This is a genomic window from Mucilaginibacter lutimaris (genome assembly GCF_042676625.1).
In the GTDB taxonomy this organism is placed as follows: Bacteria; Bacteroidota; Bacteroidia; order Sphingobacteriales; family Sphingobacteriaceae; genus Mucilaginibacter; species Mucilaginibacter lutimaris.
In genome coordinates, this window is sequence record NZ_JBHTIA010000012.1 from 467270 (window position 1) to 484269 (window position 17000).

Annotated in this window: 19 protein-coding genes; 17 read left to right on the forward strand and 2 right to left on the reverse strand. The window is 42.9% G+C overall.

Annotated features, from left to right (window positions below; genetic code table 11):
- Positions 1-41: 41 nt before the first annotated feature.
- Complete coding sequence (locus ACFQZI_RS17090) at positions 42-668, forward strand: CGNR zinc finger domain-containing protein (protein ID WP_377144642.1); 627 nt, start codon at positions 42-44, stop codon at positions 666-668.
- Between the two features lie 49 nt (positions 669-717).
- Here the strand turns inward: ACFQZI_RS17090 and metK are convergent, their stop codons facing one another.
- Complete coding sequence (metK, locus tag ACFQZI_RS17095; RefSeq protein ID WP_377144643.1) at positions 718-1968, reverse strand: methionine adenosyltransferase; 1251 nt, start codon at positions 1966-1968, stop codon at positions 718-720.
- A 221-nt stretch (positions 1969-2189) separates the two neighbouring features.
- On the opposite strand from metK, the gene ACFQZI_RS17100 reads away from it, so the two are divergent.
- From ACFQZI_RS17100 to ACFQZI_RS17140, 9 genes are all read left to right on the forward strand, one after another.
- Positions 2190-3080 (forward strand): diacylglycerol/lipid kinase family protein, encoded by an 891-nt coding sequence (locus ACFQZI_RS17100; protein WP_377144645.1) that lies wholly within the window; start codon positions 2190-2192, stop codon positions 3078-3080.
- Positions 3081-3221: 141 nt separating this feature from the next.
- Complete coding sequence (locus tag ACFQZI_RS17105; RefSeq protein WP_377144647.1) at positions 3222-3557, forward strand: translation initiation factor; 336 nt, start codon at positions 3222-3224, stop codon at positions 3555-3557.
- 161 nt (positions 3558-3718) lie between these two features.
- Positions 3719-5323 carry a phosphoenolpyruvate carboxykinase (ATP) gene (pckA, locus tag ACFQZI_RS17110; protein ID WP_377144649.1) on the forward strand — a complete coding sequence of 535 codons (1605 nt, stop codon included), beginning with the start codon at positions 3719-3721 and terminating at the stop codon, positions 5321-5323.
- Between the two features lie 298 nt (positions 5324-5621).
- Positions 5622-6455 (forward strand): MotA/TolQ/ExbB proton channel family protein, encoded by an 834-nt coding sequence (locus ACFQZI_RS17115; RefSeq protein WP_377144651.1) that lies wholly within the window; start codon positions 5622-5624, stop codon positions 6453-6455.
- A 104-nt stretch (positions 6456-6559) separates the two neighbouring features.
- Positions 6560-7177 carry an ExbD/TolR family protein gene (locus tag ACFQZI_RS17120; RefSeq protein WP_377144653.1) on the forward strand — a complete coding sequence of 206 codons (618 nt, stop codon included), beginning with the start codon at positions 6560-6562 and terminating at the stop codon, positions 7175-7177.
- A gap of 6 nt (positions 7178-7183) precedes the next feature.
- Entirely contained in the window at positions 7184-7717 is a 534-nt protein-coding gene (locus tag ACFQZI_RS17125) for an ExbD/TolR family protein (RefSeq protein WP_377144655.1), read from the forward strand.
- 32 nt (positions 7718-7749) lie between these two features.
- Positions 7750-8574, forward strand: coding sequence for an energy transducer TonB (locus ACFQZI_RS17130; RefSeq protein ID WP_377144656.1), 825 nt, complete (start codon positions 7750-7752; stop codon positions 8572-8574).
- A gap of 265 nt (positions 8575-8839) precedes the next feature.
- Positions 8840-9712: a PstS family phosphate ABC transporter substrate-binding protein gene (locus ACFQZI_RS17135; protein ID WP_377144658.1), complete on the forward strand. Its 873-nt coding sequence runs from the start codon at positions 8840-8842 to the stop codon at positions 9710-9712.
- Positions 9713-9734: 22 nt separating this feature from the next.
- Entirely contained in the window at positions 9735-11432 is a 1698-nt protein-coding gene (locus ACFQZI_RS17140; protein ID WP_377144660.1) for a tetratricopeptide repeat protein, read from the forward strand.
- Positions 11433-11483: 51 nt separating this feature from the next.
- Here the strand turns inward: ACFQZI_RS17140 and ACFQZI_RS20885 are convergent, their stop codons facing one another.
- Positions 11484-11732, reverse strand: a complete 249-nt coding sequence (locus ACFQZI_RS20885; RefSeq protein WP_449288976.1) for a bacteriocin-like protein — start codon at positions 11730-11732, stop codon at positions 11484-11486.
- A 202-nt stretch (positions 11733-11934) separates the two neighbouring features.
- Between ACFQZI_RS20885 and ACFQZI_RS17145 the strand changes: the two genes are divergently transcribed.
- From ACFQZI_RS17145 to ACFQZI_RS17175, 7 genes are all read left to right on the forward strand, one after another.
- Positions 11935-12306: an NADH-quinone oxidoreductase subunit A gene (locus tag ACFQZI_RS17145; protein ID WP_377144661.1), complete on the forward strand. Its 372-nt coding sequence runs from the start codon at positions 11935-11937 to the stop codon at positions 12304-12306.
- A 118-nt stretch (positions 12307-12424) separates the two neighbouring features.
- Positions 12425-12967, forward strand: coding sequence for an NADH-quinone oxidoreductase subunit B (locus tag ACFQZI_RS17150; protein WP_377144663.1), 543 nt, complete (start codon positions 12425-12427; stop codon positions 12965-12967).
- Positions 12967-13470 carry an NADH-quinone oxidoreductase subunit C gene (locus tag ACFQZI_RS17155; protein ID WP_377144665.1) on the forward strand — a complete coding sequence of 168 codons (504 nt, stop codon included), beginning with the start codon at positions 12967-12969 and terminating at the stop codon, positions 13468-13470. The genes ACFQZI_RS17150 and ACFQZI_RS17155 overlap by 1 nt, the downstream gene beginning before the upstream one ends.
- Positions 13471-13476: 6 nt before the next feature.
- Positions 13477-14688 (forward strand): NADH-quinone oxidoreductase subunit D, encoded by a 1212-nt coding sequence (locus tag ACFQZI_RS17160; RefSeq protein ID WP_377144667.1) that lies wholly within the window; start codon positions 13477-13479, stop codon positions 14686-14688.
- On the forward strand, positions 14681-15205 hold the full coding sequence (locus ACFQZI_RS17165; RefSeq protein WP_377144669.1) for an NADH-quinone oxidoreductase subunit NuoE family protein: 525 nt from the start codon (positions 14681-14683) through the stop codon (positions 15203-15205). The genes ACFQZI_RS17160 and ACFQZI_RS17165 overlap by 8 nt, the downstream gene beginning before the upstream one ends.
- A complete protein-coding gene (gene nuoF, locus ACFQZI_RS17170; protein WP_377144671.1) occupies positions 15205-16569 on the forward strand; it encodes an NADH-quinone oxidoreductase subunit NuoF in 1365 nt (454 codons plus the stop codon). The genes ACFQZI_RS17165 and nuoF overlap by 1 nt, the downstream gene beginning before the upstream one ends.
- A gap of 39 nt (positions 16570-16608) precedes the next feature.
- Positions 16609-16962 (forward strand): four helix bundle protein, encoded by a 354-nt coding sequence (locus tag ACFQZI_RS17175; RefSeq protein WP_377144672.1) that lies wholly within the window; start codon positions 16609-16611, stop codon positions 16960-16962.
- Positions 16963-17000: the final 38 nt, after the last annotated feature.

Here is a 17000-nt window from a genome sequence, read left to right on the forward strand (position 1 = left end):
AAATGTTTTTGGTGGTAAAAAATAATATATTTGAGTTACAGATGAGTAAGATAAGAAATATAGAAAGCTTGCCTTTAGATGGGGGACTATTATGCCTCGATTTTACCAATACTGTACAGAACCGAAAGAAAAGCGGCAGCTTAGAGTACCTTGAAAACTACACACATTTTTTGGAATGGTGCTTAAAGGTTAAAATAGCTACGCCTGATGAGATCAGCAATTTTCGACAGATAGCAGAACACTCTCCGGCCTCGGCTATTGGCGCTTACCACCATATTATCCTTACCCGGGAATTATTGTACAAGTTATTTTCGGCTAAGGCGGCTGGCGAATCTATAGATGAAGAAGTTTTGGCGAGATACAATGAACTGCTATCAGAAGCTTTGCGGCATATAGGGTTTAAAAATGCTGTGGATGGTTTAGAAGAGGTTTGGATGAACCCCGATAATAATATTGTAGCGCCTTTGTGGAAAGTGCTAAAATCAACTTATGAAATTTTAACGTCACCCGAAGTTAAATATGTTAAAGAATGCTCTGCCTGTGGTTGGCTTTTTCTGGATAAGAGCCGCACCCATACCCGCCGTTGGTGCAACCCACTGGAATGTGGTAGTGTAGATAAGGCTACTCGGTACTACCATCGGCAAAAGGCTAAAAAAAAACAGGCATAAAAAAAGACACACCGATACAGCGTGTCTTTTTTTATGTAGTTAATGGCTTTTACAAACCGAAAGCGCTTTTTACTTTATCTACGTAATCGAGTTTTTCCCAGGTAAATAATTCCACTTCGCGGGTAACGGTGCTGCCATCGTGCGCGTTGAAAGATTTGGTTACCGTTTCGCTTGGGCGGCCAAAGTGACCGTATGCAGCGGTTTCGCTGTAAATTGGGTTACGCAGTTTAAAACGGGTTTCGATAGCGTAAGGCGTCATGTTAAAGATCTCTTCAACCTTTTTAGCGATCTCGCCATCATTTAAACCAATTTTAGCGGTACCGTAAGTGTTTACGTAAATACCCATTGGCTTTGCAACGCCAATAGCGTATGATACCTGTACCAATACCTCGTTACAAACACCGGCAGCTACCAGGTTTTTAGCAATGTGGCGGGTTGCGTAAGCGGCAGAACGGTCAACTTTTGATGGGTCTTTTCCTGAGAATGCACCACCACCGTGCGCGCCTTTACCACCATAAGTATCTACAATGATCTTGCGGCCGGTTAAGCCGGTATCCCCATGCGGGCCACCAATCACAAATTTACCTGTCGGGTTAATGTGATAAGTAATATCGCTGTTAAAGAAATGCGCATATTTCGGGTATTTAGCCTTAACACGAGGAATCAATATCTCAACAATATCCTTGCTGATCTTCGAAAGCATCGCTTCTTCATCGCCGAAATCATCGTGCTGGGTAGAAATCACAATAGCATCGATACGTACTGGTTGGTTGTTATCGTCATACTCTAACGTAACCTGCGATTTTGCATCAGGGCGAAGGTATTTGATGTCGGTGTTTTCACGGCGGATAGCTGCCAGTTCGCGCAATAAAGCGTGTGCAATATCCAAAGCCAATGGCATATAGTTATCGGTTTCGATGGTAGCGTAACCAAACATCATACCCTGGTCGCCGGCGCCCTGCTCTTCTTTAGCTTTGCGGTCGACACCCTGGTTAATATCCGGCGATTGCTCGTGAATGGCAGATAGCACACCACATGAGCTGCCATCAAACATATACTCGCCTTTGGTATAACCAATGCGGTTAATTACATCGCGGGCAATTTTTTGTACGTCTAAATAGGCTTTTGATTTTACTTCGCCGGCTAAAATAACCTGGCCTGTGGTAACTAAGGTTTCGCAAGCCACTTTCGACTCTGGGTCGAAAGCTAAAAAGTTATCAATTAACGCGTCCGATATCTGGTCGGCAACTTTATCCGGATGCCCTTCTGACACGGATTCCGATGTAAATAAGTATGGCATATATTTTTATAATAAACGTTAAACCCGAAAGGAAAAGATTTGTTTGAAACGTTGTAAAAGGAGCAGGGTTAGCACTTTTTTACGTGGTTGCAATCCAGCCCCCGATGTAAGTTTATCAACAATTGGGGCGTTAAATCAGTCCACTTTCAGGAGGCAAAAATAAAACAATTTTTCACAAAGCCGAAAATACATTTACTTTTGCCGCTTGTAAACTTATGTAGTTGAAAAGGAAAGCGTTATTTATAATAAACCCGGTATCGGGAGGGAAGAATAAGGAAGGTGTGCCGGAGCTTGTACAGAAATACGTTGACACAACTATTTTTGATTACGACATTGAATTTACCACCGGTATTTTCCACGCCAATGGCTTAGCCAGGGCTGCGGTGGGCGAGTACGATATTGTGGTTGCCGTAGGCGGCGATGGTACCGTAAACGAGGTAGCATCGGGCATAGTAAATACCAATACTACGCTTGCGGTTATTCCTTACGGCTCGGGCAATGGCCTGTCGAGGTTTTTAAATATCCCCATGAATGTAGAGCATGCCTTTAAAACATTTAACCAGGCGCGCGCTATTACTATTGATGCCGGTAAAATGAACGGGCAATGGTTTTTTAATATGGCTGGGATGGGTTTTGATGCACACATAAGCCACGTGTTTGCCCATGGCAGCGAGAAGCGTGGGTTTGTGAGTTACTTTAAATCATCCATAAACGAGATCTCGACCTATAAATCTAAAGATTACCATATAGAAATTGATGGTGTGGCGTACGACCGCGAAGCATTTATGCTAAGCATGGCCAATTCATCGCAGTATGGCAATAACGCCCACGTATCGCCAACGGCATCGGTGCAGGATGGTTTGTTGGATGTTTGTATTATAAAGCCTTTTCCGCTTTGGCGCTTCCCGGAGATGGGACTGCGGATGTTCACCAAAACGGCTGACAGCTCGAAGTATGTAGAGATTATTAAAGGCAAAAATGTTCATATAACCCGCCAGCAGGAAGGCCCCATACACCTGGATGGCGAGCCGCAGGTTGCAGGCACAGATATTGATATAGAGGTAGTGCCCAACGCGCTGAATGTAATTGTTGGGGCATCGTACCATAAATAGGAGACCTCTTAGAATACAAGGGCCTATAAAGCCTCTCCCCAACCCCTCTCCGAGGGAGAGGGGCATAAAGGGTTTGGCTAATATATTTTTAAAAATTGCAGTTAAAGTCTCCCCTATCGGGGAGATTTAGAGGGAGCTAATATGGCTAAGAAAAATTTTACCGGCATCATGTACTCTACCGATCCTGATTTTCAGTACCAGGAAGAGGGCGGCGAAGAACAGCAAACGCTACCGCCACAGCAGCAAAACTTAAAGATCTACCTCGACAGGATAAAGGGCAACAAACTGGTAACGCGTATCAGTGGTTTTATTGGCTCGGATGCCGACCTGGAAGCGATAGGCAAAAAACTAAAAACCAAGTGTGGCGTAGGCGGATCTGTTAAAGATGGCGAAGTATTGCTGCAGGGCGATTTTAGGGATAAGGTGCTAACCATGCTGCAAACTGACGGCTATAAGGCTAAAAAGGCGGGAGGATAGTGTATTGATCTATAAAATTATAATTCGATTTAGCTCTTGATAATGAACTAATTATGTGGTGTGTAAAACATACATTATGTAAATAAATACTTAAAAATGCTTGGTTCTTAGTGTATCAAACAGGTAATTTTGGGGCAACCAATTATAAAATTATCTTCCTGATGAACACCACTGCTAACCAGAGCCCTGATTTAGGGTATCTAAACCTGGCGAATAGCCCTGCTATTTACTACCAGCTAACCCCCGCGCAACTTGTTGAGGCCGCAATTAAACGAAACGAAGGCGTTTTAAGCGATACCGGCGCCCTCGCTATAGATACCGGTAAATTCACCGGCCGCTCCCCTAAAGACCGCTTTATTGTTGATGACCATATTACACATGATAATGTATGGTGGGGTAGCATCAATTATAAGTTCGACGGTGCAAAGTTTAACGCTTTATATAATAAGGTAACAAAATATCTTGCCGGTAAAGGGATATTTGTGCGCGACTCATGCGCATGTGCCAACGAAAAATACCATATTGACATACGGGTAGTTACAGAAACTGCTTACCAGAACCTGTTCGTTCACCACCTGTTCATCCGCCCCGAAGTCATAAACACCGGGGGGATGCCCGAATGGACCATTATTGCTGCCCCCGGCTTTATGGCCGATCCGGAAAAGGATGGTACCCGCCAGCCAAATTTTTCCATCATCAACTTCAGCAAAAAAATAATACTGATAGGCGGTACCGGGTACACGGGCGAGATCAAGAAGGCCATCTTCTCGGTGCTTAATTTTATACTTCCGCACGATAAGCAGGTATTATCTATGCACTGCTCGGCAAATACCGGGGCCAAAGGCGATACCGCTATATTCTTCGGTCTGTCGGGTACAGGGAAAACCACCCTCTCTGCCGATCCTGACCGCAGCCTTATAGGCGATGATGAACATGGCTGGAGCGATTATACCATATTTAATTTTGAGGGCGGGTGTTATGCCAAATGCACAGGCCTAACTGCTGAGAAAGAACCGCAGATCTTTAACGCTATTAAATATGGTGCCTTATTAGAGAATGTTAACTTTATACCCGGTACCCGCCGTGTTAACTTTAATAATACCGATAAAACAGAGAATACCCGTGTGGCTTATCCTTTATATAATGTAAGCAACGCGGTTATACCATCAATAGGTGGTGCGCCAAAAAACATTTTCTTTTTAACAGCCGATGCCTTTGGGATATTGCCACCCATATCAAAATTAACGCCCGAGCAGGCCATGTACCATTTTATATCGGGCTATACGGCTAAAATAGCCGGTACTGAAGCCGGCATTACCGAGCCAACAACCACCTTTTCGGCATGTTTTGGCGAAGCCTTTTTGCCATTGCACCCGGTAGAATACGCTAAATTACTGGGTAGTAAAATAAAGCAGCACCAGGTAAATGTATGGTTGGTTAACACCGGGTGGACAGGTGGCCCCTACGGAACAGGCCAGCGCATGAGGCTATCACATACCCGCGCTATGATAACCGCTGCCCTGAATGGAGGTTTAGATAATGTGGGCTATCACCTGCACCCTGTATTTAATATAGCCATCCCTTATAGTTGCCCCAATGTACCCGATGAGGTGTTAAACCCAAAGAACACCTGGGCCAGCGCAGATAATTATGAAGACAAGGCAAACCAATTAGCCGCAGCCTTTGTTAAGAATTTTGATAAGTATGCCGCGTACAGTACCCCGGAAATAATAAACGCAGGGCCAAACGTAGCTTTAGAGGTGTAGTTAGACGCAACTATATCATTTTAGTTACACACTTTTATGTGTTATAACTTGCTATTCTTAAAAAAAATGGGTTGTATTGTAAAAAATTGTCTGCCATGTAGACAATTTTTGTGTTTCAAAGCGTTATGTAATCACCAATTTCGTAACGCTATTGCAGCTGTATATTAAATTATTATAAAGAATTACATAAAAAGTTTTTTTATTTCATTTAAATTCTATTTTTGTTATTCGCTAAAAACGCACACATTTTTTATTAACTTATATTATAAACAAAACGAAAACTAAAATTTAAAAAGTAATGGCAAACGCACCAACAAAACCAACTACTCCTGTTAAAGAAAGCTCAAGTGCATCGGGCGCATTTGCAACTTTAACTATTCCAATCTGTATAGTTGCGGCAGTTCTAATCTTCATATTCATCCTGGGCCACCCAAGCCACTTTAAAGGCGGCAATCCTGAAAATGATCCAAACCCGGGCGATTTATTTGGTACTGTACATAAAGGTGGGGTAATTGTACCTATCATTATGTCTTACCTGTTAATGGTTATTGTATTTTCAATTGAAAGGTTTATTGTTATTGGTAAAGCATCAGGTACAGGTAATGTTGACGCATTCGTACGTAAAATTCAATCTTTATTAAACGCTGGTAACATCGAAGGCGCAAGCGCTGAGTGTGATAAACAAAAAGGTTCGGTAGCAAACGTTATCAAATCTGGTTTGAAAAAATACCGCGAAATGGAAAATGATGCTACTATGGATGTTGACCAAAAAGCATTAGCTATCCAAAAAGACATTGAAGAAGCAACCGCTTTAGAAATGCCAATGTTAGAGCAAAACTTAACCATCATTGCTACCCTGGTATCAATCGGTACATTAACCGGTCTGTTAGGTACGGTAATTGGTATGATTGGTGCATTCGCAACCCTGGGTGCTTCTGGTGCTCCAAACCAATCAGAACTTTCAACTCACATTTCTGAAGCACTTATCAATACAGCTTTAGGTATCGGTACATCTGCGGTATCAATTGTAATGTATAACGTATTTACTTCTAAAATTGATAAATTAACTTACGCTATCGACGAAACTGGTTTCAGTATCGTTCAAACATTCTCGGCTTCTCACAAAAAATAATAATTGTAAAATATAGTTTGCTTTTATCCGGTATTGCAAAATATAATTTGGATGAATACAATAATTAACTATCTTTACGTTATATATTTAAAATTAATCAGAATATGCCAAGAGTAAAAGTTGCAAGGAAGAGCACTGCTATAGATATGACCGCCATGTGCGACGTAGCTTTCCTGTTGCTTACTTTCTTTATATTAACAGCAAAGCCGCGTACGGAAGATCCTGTTCCGATTGACGTACCGTCTTCAACTGCTGAAGTGCCGCTTCCTGAAGAGGATGTACTTTTGCTGACCGTTGGTCAGGGAAAGGTTTTCTACACGGTAGAAGGTACCGATATTCGTAAACAAACGCTTACGCAAATGGGAGAGAAATACAATATTAATTTCTCACCTCAGCAAAAGCAAGTGTTTTCAGGTCTTCAGGTTGTAGGTGTGCCTATTAACCAGTTGCAGGGTTACCTGGATCTTGATGCCGACAGGCGTAAGACCTTTAAGCAACCCGGTATCCCAAATGATACTACGGCCAATAATGAGCTCGCAGACTGGATCCGCGAATCTCGCAAAGCCGTTGCTTCATTACATAACAAGCCGTTAAGGATATCTGTTAAAGGAGACAACAAGGAAGAGTACCCTACTATCAAAAAGATAATAGGTATTCTGCAAAGACAAAAAGTTAACAAGTTCAGCCTGATCACATCGGTTAAGAACGCACCTAAAAAATAACAAAAAATGGCAGAATTAGACACCTCCTCCGGCGGGGGGAAAAAAGGCGGGAAAGTAAGAAGTAAAAAGGCTTCTACGCGCGTGGATTTAACCGCGATGGTGGATTTGGCTTTCTTGTTGATCACTTTCTTTATCATGACCACCACATTATCTAAGCCTAAAGCGATGGATGTGACCATGCCGGATAAAGATGAAAAGCAAAACGACCAATTGCCTGTTGCCGCTTCCCGTTCAATGACGCTTTTATTAGGCGCTAATAACAAAGTTGAGTGGTTTGTAGGTGAACCCGGTACATCGGCCCCCGAAACCGTTGATTACGGTAAAGACGGGTTGCGTAAAGTGCTTATTGAAAAAGGCAAAGAGATACAAGCCAGCACAGGTAAATACATGGTTGTATTAATTAAGCCAAGCGATAAAGCTAATTACAAGAACGTAGTTGACGCGCTTGACGAAATGAAGATAACCAGTGTTGAATCTTTCGCTATTGTAGATATTACGCCTGCTGAATTAGGCTTACTAAAGCGCGACGGAAACTATTAAGAACTATTAAAGTAAATTAACGTTATAAGATAATGTTTGGATCAAAATTAGACATACTTAACCAGCAATGGATTGACGTTGTTTTTACAGGCCGTAACAAAGCTTATGGTGCTTACGAACTTAGAAAGGATAACCCTCGTAATACGAATAAAGCCCTTTTATTTGGTGTAGCAGCATTTGTTGTACTTATATCCTTTAAAACAATCCTCAATGCAATAGAGGGATTTATCCCCAAGGCTGATGAGAAGGTAAAGGTTACCGAAGTGGTATTGCCTCCGCCTCCAGTGAATGAAGAGGTGAAACCACCGCCACCGCCGCCTGAGCCACCTAAACCGAAGGTTGACCAGGTACGTTTCCCGCCTCCGGTTGTAAAGCCCGATAACGAGGTACGTGAAAAAGACCCGCCAACTGTAGAAGATCTGAAAGTTGCGGATCCGGGGCAAAAAGATCAAAAGGGTGATCCAAACCAGGCAATTACCATTGATGAGCCCGTTGGTAACTCTGATGTTAAGCAAGTGGTAGAAGAAAACCCTAACCAGATCTTTACCGCGGTTGAACAATCGCCGGCATTCCCTGGTGGCGACGCTAAATTCTACTCATACCTGGGTAACAACATTAAGTATCCTTCTATCGCAAGAGAGAACAATGTTCAGGGCCGTGTAATTTGTACATTCGTTGTAGAAAAAGACGGTTCGTTAACAGATATTAAAGTTGTACGTGGTATTGGAAGCGGATGTGACGAAGAAGCAGTACGTGTATTGAAAAAGTCACCTAAGTGGAAACCAGGTATACAAAACGGTCGTCCGGTTCGTGTACAGTACAGTATCCCTGTAAGCTTTACACTGGCGCAAGAATAAAAATTCATGTTGTCAAATAACAATGAGAAGCAAAAATCGCCCAAAAGGCGGTTTTTGCTTATTTTAGGAGTTACTGCATTCATCGGGTTATTAACCCTTGGGCTCATGACTATCTTTTGGGATAGCTTTTTGAACCAGCTGCCAAAACAGCAAAAAACAATATTTGGTTGCGTAATTATAATTTACGCGGTACTGCGCTTCGCGCGATATTTAAGAAAGGATCCCAATGAAGCTTAGTGTTAAATTATTATTGGGGATTACAATTATGGCCGGCTTACAAAGCTGCCAGCAAAAAAAAACTAATAAAGCCCCTTTAGATGGCTTTACATCGGGTACCGCCCAATTTTATGGCGATGAATCCTTTTCGCCGATTGTTGATGAGGAACTGTATGTATTTAAGGCAAAATACACAGAGGCCAACCCCGTAATTACTTACAAACCCGAAAGCGAGGTTGTAAATAATTTAATGAATGACAAAGTTAGAGTAGTGATAATAGCACGTGAATTAGATACTGCAGAGCTTGGAGTGCTAAAAAGGCGTTCGTTAACTGCCGATGTTAACAAGTTTGCTATAGACGCGGTTGCACTAATTGTAAACCAGGCGTCAAATGATACTACCATTTCGGTAAACGAGATAAAAAGTATGCTGAACGGAAAATCGCATACAGATAAAAGTATAGTGTTTGATAATCCTAATTCGAGTTTGGTAAGGTATTTGAAGGCCTTATCCGGAAATAAAGAGTTGAAACAAAAAAATATTTACGCGTTAAGCTCAAATAAAGAGGTTATTAAGTACGTAAGTACTCACCCCAACTCTATAGGCATAACCGGCTTTGCATGGTTAAATGACCCTGATAAAGATTATGCGGATGCTGTTGACAAAGTTAAAATTGTAGGTGTTAAGGATGAAAGCAGCAAAACTGCGCCCAACGAGTACTTTAAACCTTCGCAAACAACTCTTGTCCAACATACGTATCCGTTAAGCAGGTCGTTATATATCATAGATTGCACAGGCAGGAAAGGTTTAGGGTCGGGCTTTGCATCATTTTTGGCAAGCGAACGCGGACAACGGATCATACTAAAATCGGGCTTATTACCTGATTCTATCCCGTCAAGGGAAATAAACATAACACACTAACTATATACATTAACAAACTAAGATGAAAATGATCAGTAAGATAAGTAAGATAGTATTAGCACTGACACTTGTTGGCTCTTCAGTTTTTGCGCAGAGCATAGCCGATGCCAAGAAAGCGATTGACGCCGAGCAGTTTCAGAAGGCTAAATCAATGCTTAAAAATTTAACCGTAACCCAACCTACTAAGGATGAGAACTTCTTTTACCTTGGTTGGGTGTATATTTTGCAGGAATACCCGGATTCGGCAAAAACCAATTTCCAGAAAGGTATTGCTGTAAACCCTAAATCGGCATTAAACTACGCTGGTTTAGGCGCTGCCGCGTTTTTAGATAAAGACAGGGCAACAGCTACAACAAACTTTAACCAGGCTGTAGCTTTAGCAGGTAAAGACAGCAAGCCATACTTATACGTAGGCGAAGCATATCTTTTAAATGATGTTGACGGTAAGGTACCTGCTGCCGATGCTAACGCTGCCATTGCAGTATTAACAAAAGGCAAAACAGTAAACCCTAAAGACGCCGAGATACTGGTTGCTTTAGGTGATGCGTTACGTACCCAAAGCAAAAACACCGAAGCGTTAAGCAATTACCAGTCTGCATTAGAGTTGGACCCTAAACTTGCTCATGCTAAAGTGGCAACCGGTGTTATCTGGAAATATGCCAACAACTTTGAAAGTTCTGAAAACGAATTTAAAGCAGCATTAGCTATTGACCCTAACTATGGTCCTGCTTACCGCGAGTGGGCAGAAACCGACATCCGTTGGGCTCTAAGCGACCCTAAAATGGCTTCAGCTAAGGTTAAAGAAGGTGCCGATAACTATCGTAAATACCTTTCTTTAACAGACCTATCTGTTGAGTCTCGTTTACGTTACGCCGACTTCTTATTATACGCCGGTGATTACAAAACCCTACAGACAGAAGCCCAGGCTTTATCAAGCGCTGCCAATGGTAACTTAAAAGTTTACCGTTACCTTGGTTATGCCGGTTACGAAAACAAAGATTATCCTGCAGGTTTAACGGCTATGAATACCTGGATCACAAAAGCAGATCCTAAACGTATAATCCCTCGTGACTATGTTTACCTGGGTCGTTTACAGCTTGCTTCTAAACAAGATTCATTAGGTGTTGCTTCGTTACGTAAAGCTATTGATGTGGATACTACACAGGTAGATGTTTATCCTGAGATAGCCAAAGCGCTTTACGGCCAAAAGAAATACGCCGAAGCCGGTGACGCGTACCATGTATTTACCCAAAAAGGTAGAAATGTAAAGTTATTAGACCACTTTTATGAAGGTGTTAGCTACTATTTTTATGTGTCTTACAACGATAAAATACCGAATGCTGATGCTTACATAGCCAAAGCGGACTCTGCATTTAGCTATGTAACGCAAAAAGCACCATCAGATCCTAACGCATATTTATATCGTGCCCGTGTAAACGAGTTGAAGGATAAAGACCGTAATAACATAGTTGGTTACGCGAAACCTTTCTACGAGAAATACATTGAAACAACTAATGCTAAAGGTGGTACACCGACTGATAAAGTTAAAAAGGAGTTAGCCGAAGCGTATGTATACTTGGCTACATTTGCTGAATTTAAGGAGAAAGATTCAGCTAAAACGCTTGAAAACTATACTAAAGCAAGAGATAACGACCCTACCAATAAACAGGTGGTAGCATACTTTGCCCGCAAAGGCGGCGGTGCCGGTAAAGCTAAATAATCACTTTTAAATAAATAAAAAGGGCCTCTGGTTTACTGGAGGCCCTTTTTGTTATAATTCAGGTATTGTTATAGTTTCGCAAGTATAGGTTGTTGGTTCATTACCCCAACCTGGGGTTGCGCGGCAAGTGCAGCTTCCCGGCCCGCAACTTGCGCCGTGCGAGCTACAGCTCGTGGCACAGCCCTCTTGACGGAGGCCGCCGGTTACGTTTTTCATTTCATTCCTGCTGAGTTTTTGAAATTTTTTCATAAATAATTTGTAATTGGTTGCCCTGATTACGCTCAAAGCTTTAAACGGCATATATTACTTAAGTGTATGCACCTTAAATTCATTACCGTAACATTTAATGTTTGCGGTATTTAAAGCTTGTGAAAAAGATTTACAATTTATACGAACAACCTAATAATGAATGAAATGAACAACTGTAGATAGGCTGCAAAAAAGATGAGCAGAAGGATATTAAGAGGCTTTTATATGTTACGTTCATTTGTATATTTGCAGCATGGAATTAAAGAGTTTACCTGTTAACTATTTGCCCATCATATTCCAGATGCTTGTGGCAATTGGTTTTGTTGTTACAACTATGTTTGTAACCCACAAAATTGGCCCTAAGCGTAAAACCAAAGATAAACTTACCCCCTTCGAATCTGGTATAGAGGTAGTAGGTAACGCCCGTACACCAATGTCAATTAAGTACTTCCTGGTAGCCATACTTTTTGTATTGTTTGATGTTGAGGTAATATTTATGTATCCATGGGCTGTTAACTTCCGCGACCTGGGCGCCACCGGTATGATAGAAATGTTCATTTTTATGGCTACCCTGCTTGCAGGTTTCTTCTACATTATTAAAAAAGGTGCTTTAAATTGGGATTAGTTTAGACTGATTCTAAATATATTGCCAGGCCTTCACAGTGTATCTGTTACAACGTATTTATTGTAAATTTGCACATCAGTTTTAACTGAGCATTAAACATTATTTGATAAGGAATTCAATGAGTGATATTCAAATAGTTGAAGCCCCTGCGGGTGTTGAAGGATCGGGGTTTTTTGCCACCAAGCTTGATCAGGCAGTGGGTTTGGCGCGTTCACACTCTTTATGGCCGTTACCATTTGCAACATCTTGCTGCGGTATCGAGTTTATGGCTACCATGGGTTCTCATTACGATTTAAGCCGTTTTGGTGCCGAGAGGCTTAGCTTCTCGCCCCGCCAGGCCGATCTTTTGATGGTAATGGGTACTATATCTAAAAAAATGGGCCCGGTTTTACGCCAGGTTTACCTGCAAATGGCCGAGCCCCGTTGGGTAATGGCCGTTGGTGCATGCGCGTCAAGCGGTGGTATATTTGATACATACTCTGTACTGCAGGGTATAGATGAGGTAATCCCGGTGGATGTTTACGTGCCTGGTTGCCCTCCGCGCCCCGAGGCTATTATTGATGGTTTCATGGCTATACAAAAGCTGGTACAAACAGAATCTTTGCGCAGGCGCGAAGAGCCAAAGTACCAGGAGTTGCTGGCTAAATATGGTATCCAATAATGGCTAAAATACCAAACGAAGAATTACTGCAAAAGCTTAACCACAGGTTTGCAGGCCAGGTTACCCAAACAGGCGCCGATTTTGGCCTACTTACGGTTGAAACAGGTAAGGATATTATTACCGATGTGTTAACCTACCTTAAAACAGATGCTGCGTTGCAGTTTATCTTTTTAACGGATCTTACAGCGGTACACTACCCCGAACTTGAAAAACAGATCGTAGTAGTTTACCACCTGCATAGCTTAACTACAAATACACGCATCCGTATAAAAGTTGGCCTTACTGTAGACGACCTGCACATCCCTACGGCATCAACCCTTTGGGATGGCGCCAACTGGATGGAGCGTGAAACTTACGACTTTTTTGGGGTGATATTTGACGGCCACCCCGACCTGCGCAGGATACTTAATGTTGATGACATGACGGTATTCCCGATGAGGAAGGAATTCCCGCTGGAGGATCCAAACCGTATTGATAAAAAAGATTACTTTTTCGGGAGATAAAAATAAATGCAGAACCACCCGGTATATACTGATAACGACCCGCAAACGGAGTATTCCACGCTAAACCTGGGCCCAACACACCCTGCAACCCACGGTGTGTTCCAGAATGTATTGCAGATGGATGGCGAACGTATTGTTAGCGGCGTATCAACCATAGGCTACATTCACCGCGCGTTTGAAAAAATTGCCGAACACCGCCCATTCTACCAGATAACTCCACTTACCGATAGGCTGAACTATTGTTCATCACCCATCAACAACATGGGCTGGCACATGACGGTGGAGAAGCTGTTGAACATACAAACGCCAAAACGTGTTGATTACATGCGTGTAATTATCATGGAGCTGGCCCGCATTGCCGATCATATTATTTGTAATGGTGTATTGGGTGTAGATACCGGCGCCTTTACGGGCTTCCTGTACATGATGGAGCATCGCGAAGAAATTTATGAGATCTACGAAGAGATATGCGGCTCGCGCTTAACAACCAACATTGGCCGTATAGGCGGTTTCGAACGCAACTTCAATCATATCGCATTTGCCAAGATCAAACGGTTTTTAGAAAGGTTCCCGCCGGTGCTGCGCGAATTTGAAGCGTTGTTTAACCGTAATCGTATTTTTGTTGATCGTACCAAAGATGTAGCAGCAGTTACTGCCGAGCAGGCATTAAGCTACAGCTGGAGCGGCCCTTTATTGCGCGCTGCAGGTGTTGATTACGACGTACGCGCTATGGAGCCGTACTCATCTTACCAGGATTTTGAATTTGAAGTACCTGTTGGCGAGAACGGCGACGTTTACAACCGCTTTTTGGTACGTAACGAAGAAATGTGGCAGAGCCTGCGCATTATAGAGCAAGCGCTTGCCAAAATAGAAAAAGAACCAACCGATATATTCCACGCGGATGTGCCGGCGTTTTACCTGCCTCCAAAAGAGGAAGTGTACAATAACATGGAAGCTTTGATCTATCACTTTAAAATTGTGATGGGCGAGGTTGATACCCCAACCGCCGAGGTTTACCACGCGGTAGAAGGTGCAAACGGTGAACTTGGCTTTTACCTGATCAATGATGGTGGCCGCTCGCCATACCGTTTACACTTCCGCAGGCCAAGCTTTATCAATTACCAGATGTATGCGCCGATGAGTAAGGGAATGTTATTATCTGATGCTATTATTAACATGAGTAGTTTAAACGTTATAGCCGGAGAGTTAGATGCTTAGTGTACAGGATACCAATACACCGGTAACATTTTCGCCGGAGCTGCTTGGCAAATTTGCCGATGTAGTTAGCCGTTACCCCGAGGGGAAACAAAAATCGGCCTTGTTGCCTATACTGCATTTGGTGCAGGCCGAGTTTGGCTGGACCAGCGTACCCGCCATGGATAAAGTTGCCGAATACCTTTCTATCCAACCGATAGAAGTTTATGAGGTAGCATCATTTTACACCATGTACTTTTTAAAGCCGCAGGGCAAGTACATGTTAGAGGTTTGCCGTACCGGCCCTTGCGAAATTGTGGGTGCAACCCCAATTATGGAGCATATAGAAAAAACGCTTGGCGTTAAAGAAGGCGAAGTTACCCCCGACGGCTTATTTAGCTGGAGAGGTGTAGAGTGTTTGGCCGCCTGTGGCTTCGGCCCTGTGCTGCAAATTGGCCCCGAGTACACTTTTTATGAAAACTTAACCACCGAGTCGGTTGATAAACTGATTAGTGATTTGAAAGGAAAGGCGAACAACTAATGGGACGCAAACTTTTACTTGAACACATAAACGTACCCGGCATCAACACATTTGATGTTTACCGCTCAAAAGGCGGTTACGCTGCTGTTGAAAAAGCCCTGAAAACCCTTACGCCCGATGAAGTGGTGGAAGAGGTTAAAAAATCAGGTTTGCGCGGCCGTGGTGGCGCGGGTTTTCCTACCGGGATGAAGTGGAGCTTTTTGGCGAAGCCCGAAGGTGTTGCCCGTTACCTGGTTTGTAATGCCGACGAATCGGAACCGGGTACTTTTAAAGACCGTTACCTGATGACCCATATCCCTCACTTATTAATTGAGGGGATGATAGTAGCCAGCTTTGCGCTGGGTGCTAAAACATCATACATATACGTTCGCGGCGAAATGATGCCGCAGATCCGTATCCTTGAAAGGGCTATTGCCGAAGCAAAAGCTAAAGGCTTTTTAGGTAAAAATATTTTAGGCACAGGTTACGACCTTGAGCTTTACGTGCAACCGGGTGGTGGTGCTTACATTTGTGGTGAGGAAACCGCGTTGTTAGAATCATTAGAAGGTAAACGTGGTAACCCCAGGATAAAACCTCCGTTCCCGGCTATTGCAGGTTTGTATGGCTGCCCAACCGTGGTTAACAACGTAGAATCTATTGCAGCTGTTGTGCCCATCATTAACGAAGGTGGCGACGAATATGCCAAAATTGGTATTGGCCGCAGTACTGGTACTAAGCTGATATCAGCAGGTGGCAATTTGAAAAAACCGGGTGTTTACGAAATTGACCTCGGCCTGCCGGTTGAAGAGTTTTTATATAGCGACGAATATTGTGGTGGTATAGCCAACGGCAAACGTTTAAAAGCGGTTGTCGCGGGTGGTTCATCTGTACCGATCTTGCCGGCTAACCTGTTCATGAAAACTATTAACGGCGAAGGCCGCCTGATGAGCTACGAATCATTAGCTGATGGCGGCTTTGTTAGCGGTACCATGATGGGTTCGGGCGGTTTCATCGCTTATGACGAAGACCAGTGTATAGTAAGAAACACCTGGAACTTCGCAAGGTTCTATCACCACGAAAGCTGCGGACAATGTTCGCCTTGCCGCGAAGGTACAGGATGGATGGAGAAAGTGCTTCACCGCCTGGAATTTGGTCACGGTAAAATGAGCGATATGGACCTTTTGGTTGATGTTTCTAAAAAAATTGAAGGTAATACAATTTGTCCGCTTGGTGACGCTGCCGCCTGGCCGGTAGCCAGCGCCATCCGCCACTTTAGGGACGAATTTGAGTGGCATGTAACTAACCCATCGGCGGCTACGAGTGGCAACTTTGGTATCGCACATTATGCTGATCCATTGCCTACACCTGAGCCGGTAGAAGGATAAGTCAAAATTTAAAAGTAAAAATTAAAATATAGGAAGCACTTGAACGAGAAACCTTACAACATCAAACACAGGTGTTATCAGTTTTCAAAAGAATTAGTTTTATTCATTGCAGGTGCTAAATATGACAGGATTTTCTTTTCTCTTTTTGATCAGTTAGTTAGAAGCGGCACTTCGATTGGTGCCAACATAGTTGAAGCAAAGGCGGGTAGCTCCGGAAAAGATTTTAAGAACTATTATAAGATAGCGCTTAAATCGGCAAACGAATCAAAGTATTGGATTTGTTTGATAAGAGATACGGTCTTGGTAGACGACAAAGAAAAATTAAACGAGTTGCTGTATGAGGCTGATGAGTTATCAAAGATCATTGCGTCCATTATCATCAACCTGGATTAGATAGGTACTTAAAAAGCATGGTTTTTACTTTTGACTTT

Bases quoted from the DNA above. Each gene is read 5' to 3' on its own strand.
- ACFQZI_RS17090 (WP_377144642.1), top strand. From the start codon at position 42: ATGAGTAAGATAAGAAATATAGAAAGCTTGCCTTTAGATGGGGGACTA.
- metK (WP_377144643.1), bottom strand. From the start codon at position 1,968: ATGCCATACTTATTTACATCGGAATCCGTGTCAGAAGGGCATCCGGAT.
- ACFQZI_RS17105 (WP_377144647.1), top strand. From the start codon at position 3,222: ATGGCTAAGAAAAATTTTACCGGCATCATGTACTCTACCGATCCTGAT.
- pckA (WP_377144649.1), top strand. From the start codon at position 3,719: ATGAACACCACTGCTAACCAGAGCCCTGATTTAGGGTATCTAAACCTG.
- ACFQZI_RS17115 (WP_377144651.1), top strand. From the start codon at position 5,622: ATGGCAAACGCACCAACAAAACCAACTACTCCTGTTAAAGAAAGCTCA.
- ACFQZI_RS17120 (WP_377144653.1), top strand. From the start codon at position 6,560: ATGCCAAGAGTAAAAGTTGCAAGGAAGAGCACTGCTATAGATATGACC.
- ACFQZI_RS17125 (WP_377144655.1), top strand. From the start codon at position 7,184: ATGGCAGAATTAGACACCTCCTCCGGCGGGGGGAAAAAAGGCGGGAAA.
- ACFQZI_RS17130 (WP_377144656.1), top strand. From the start codon at position 7,750: ATGTTTGGATCAAAATTAGACATACTTAACCAGCAATGGATTGACGTT.
- ACFQZI_RS17135 (WP_377144658.1), top strand. From the start codon at position 8,840: ATGGCCGGCTTACAAAGCTGCCAGCAAAAAAAAACTAATAAAGCCCCT.
- ACFQZI_RS17140 (WP_377144660.1), top strand. From the start codon at position 9,735: ATGAAAATGATCAGTAAGATAAGTAAGATAGTATTAGCACTGACACTT.
- ACFQZI_RS20885 (WP_449288976.1), bottom strand. From the start codon at position 11,732: ATGCCGTTTAAAGCTTTGAGCGTAATCAGGGCAACCAATTACAAATTA.
- ACFQZI_RS17145 (WP_377144661.1), top strand. From the start codon at position 11,935: ATGGAATTAAAGAGTTTACCTGTTAACTATTTGCCCATCATATTCCAG.
- ACFQZI_RS17150 (WP_377144663.1), top strand. From the start codon at position 12,425: ATGAGTGATATTCAAATAGTTGAAGCCCCTGCGGGTGTTGAAGGATCG.
- ACFQZI_RS17155 (WP_377144665.1), top strand. From the start codon at position 12,967: ATGGCTAAAATACCAAACGAAGAATTACTGCAAAAGCTTAACCACAGG.
- ACFQZI_RS17160 (WP_377144667.1), top strand. From the start codon at position 13,477: ATGCAGAACCACCCGGTATATACTGATAACGACCCGCAAACGGAGTAT.
- ACFQZI_RS17165 (WP_377144669.1), top strand. From the start codon at position 14,681: ATGCTTAGTGTACAGGATACCAATACACCGGTAACATTTTCGCCGGAG.
- nuoF (WP_377144671.1), top strand. From the start codon at position 15,205: ATGGGACGCAAACTTTTACTTGAACACATAAACGTACCCGGCATCAAC.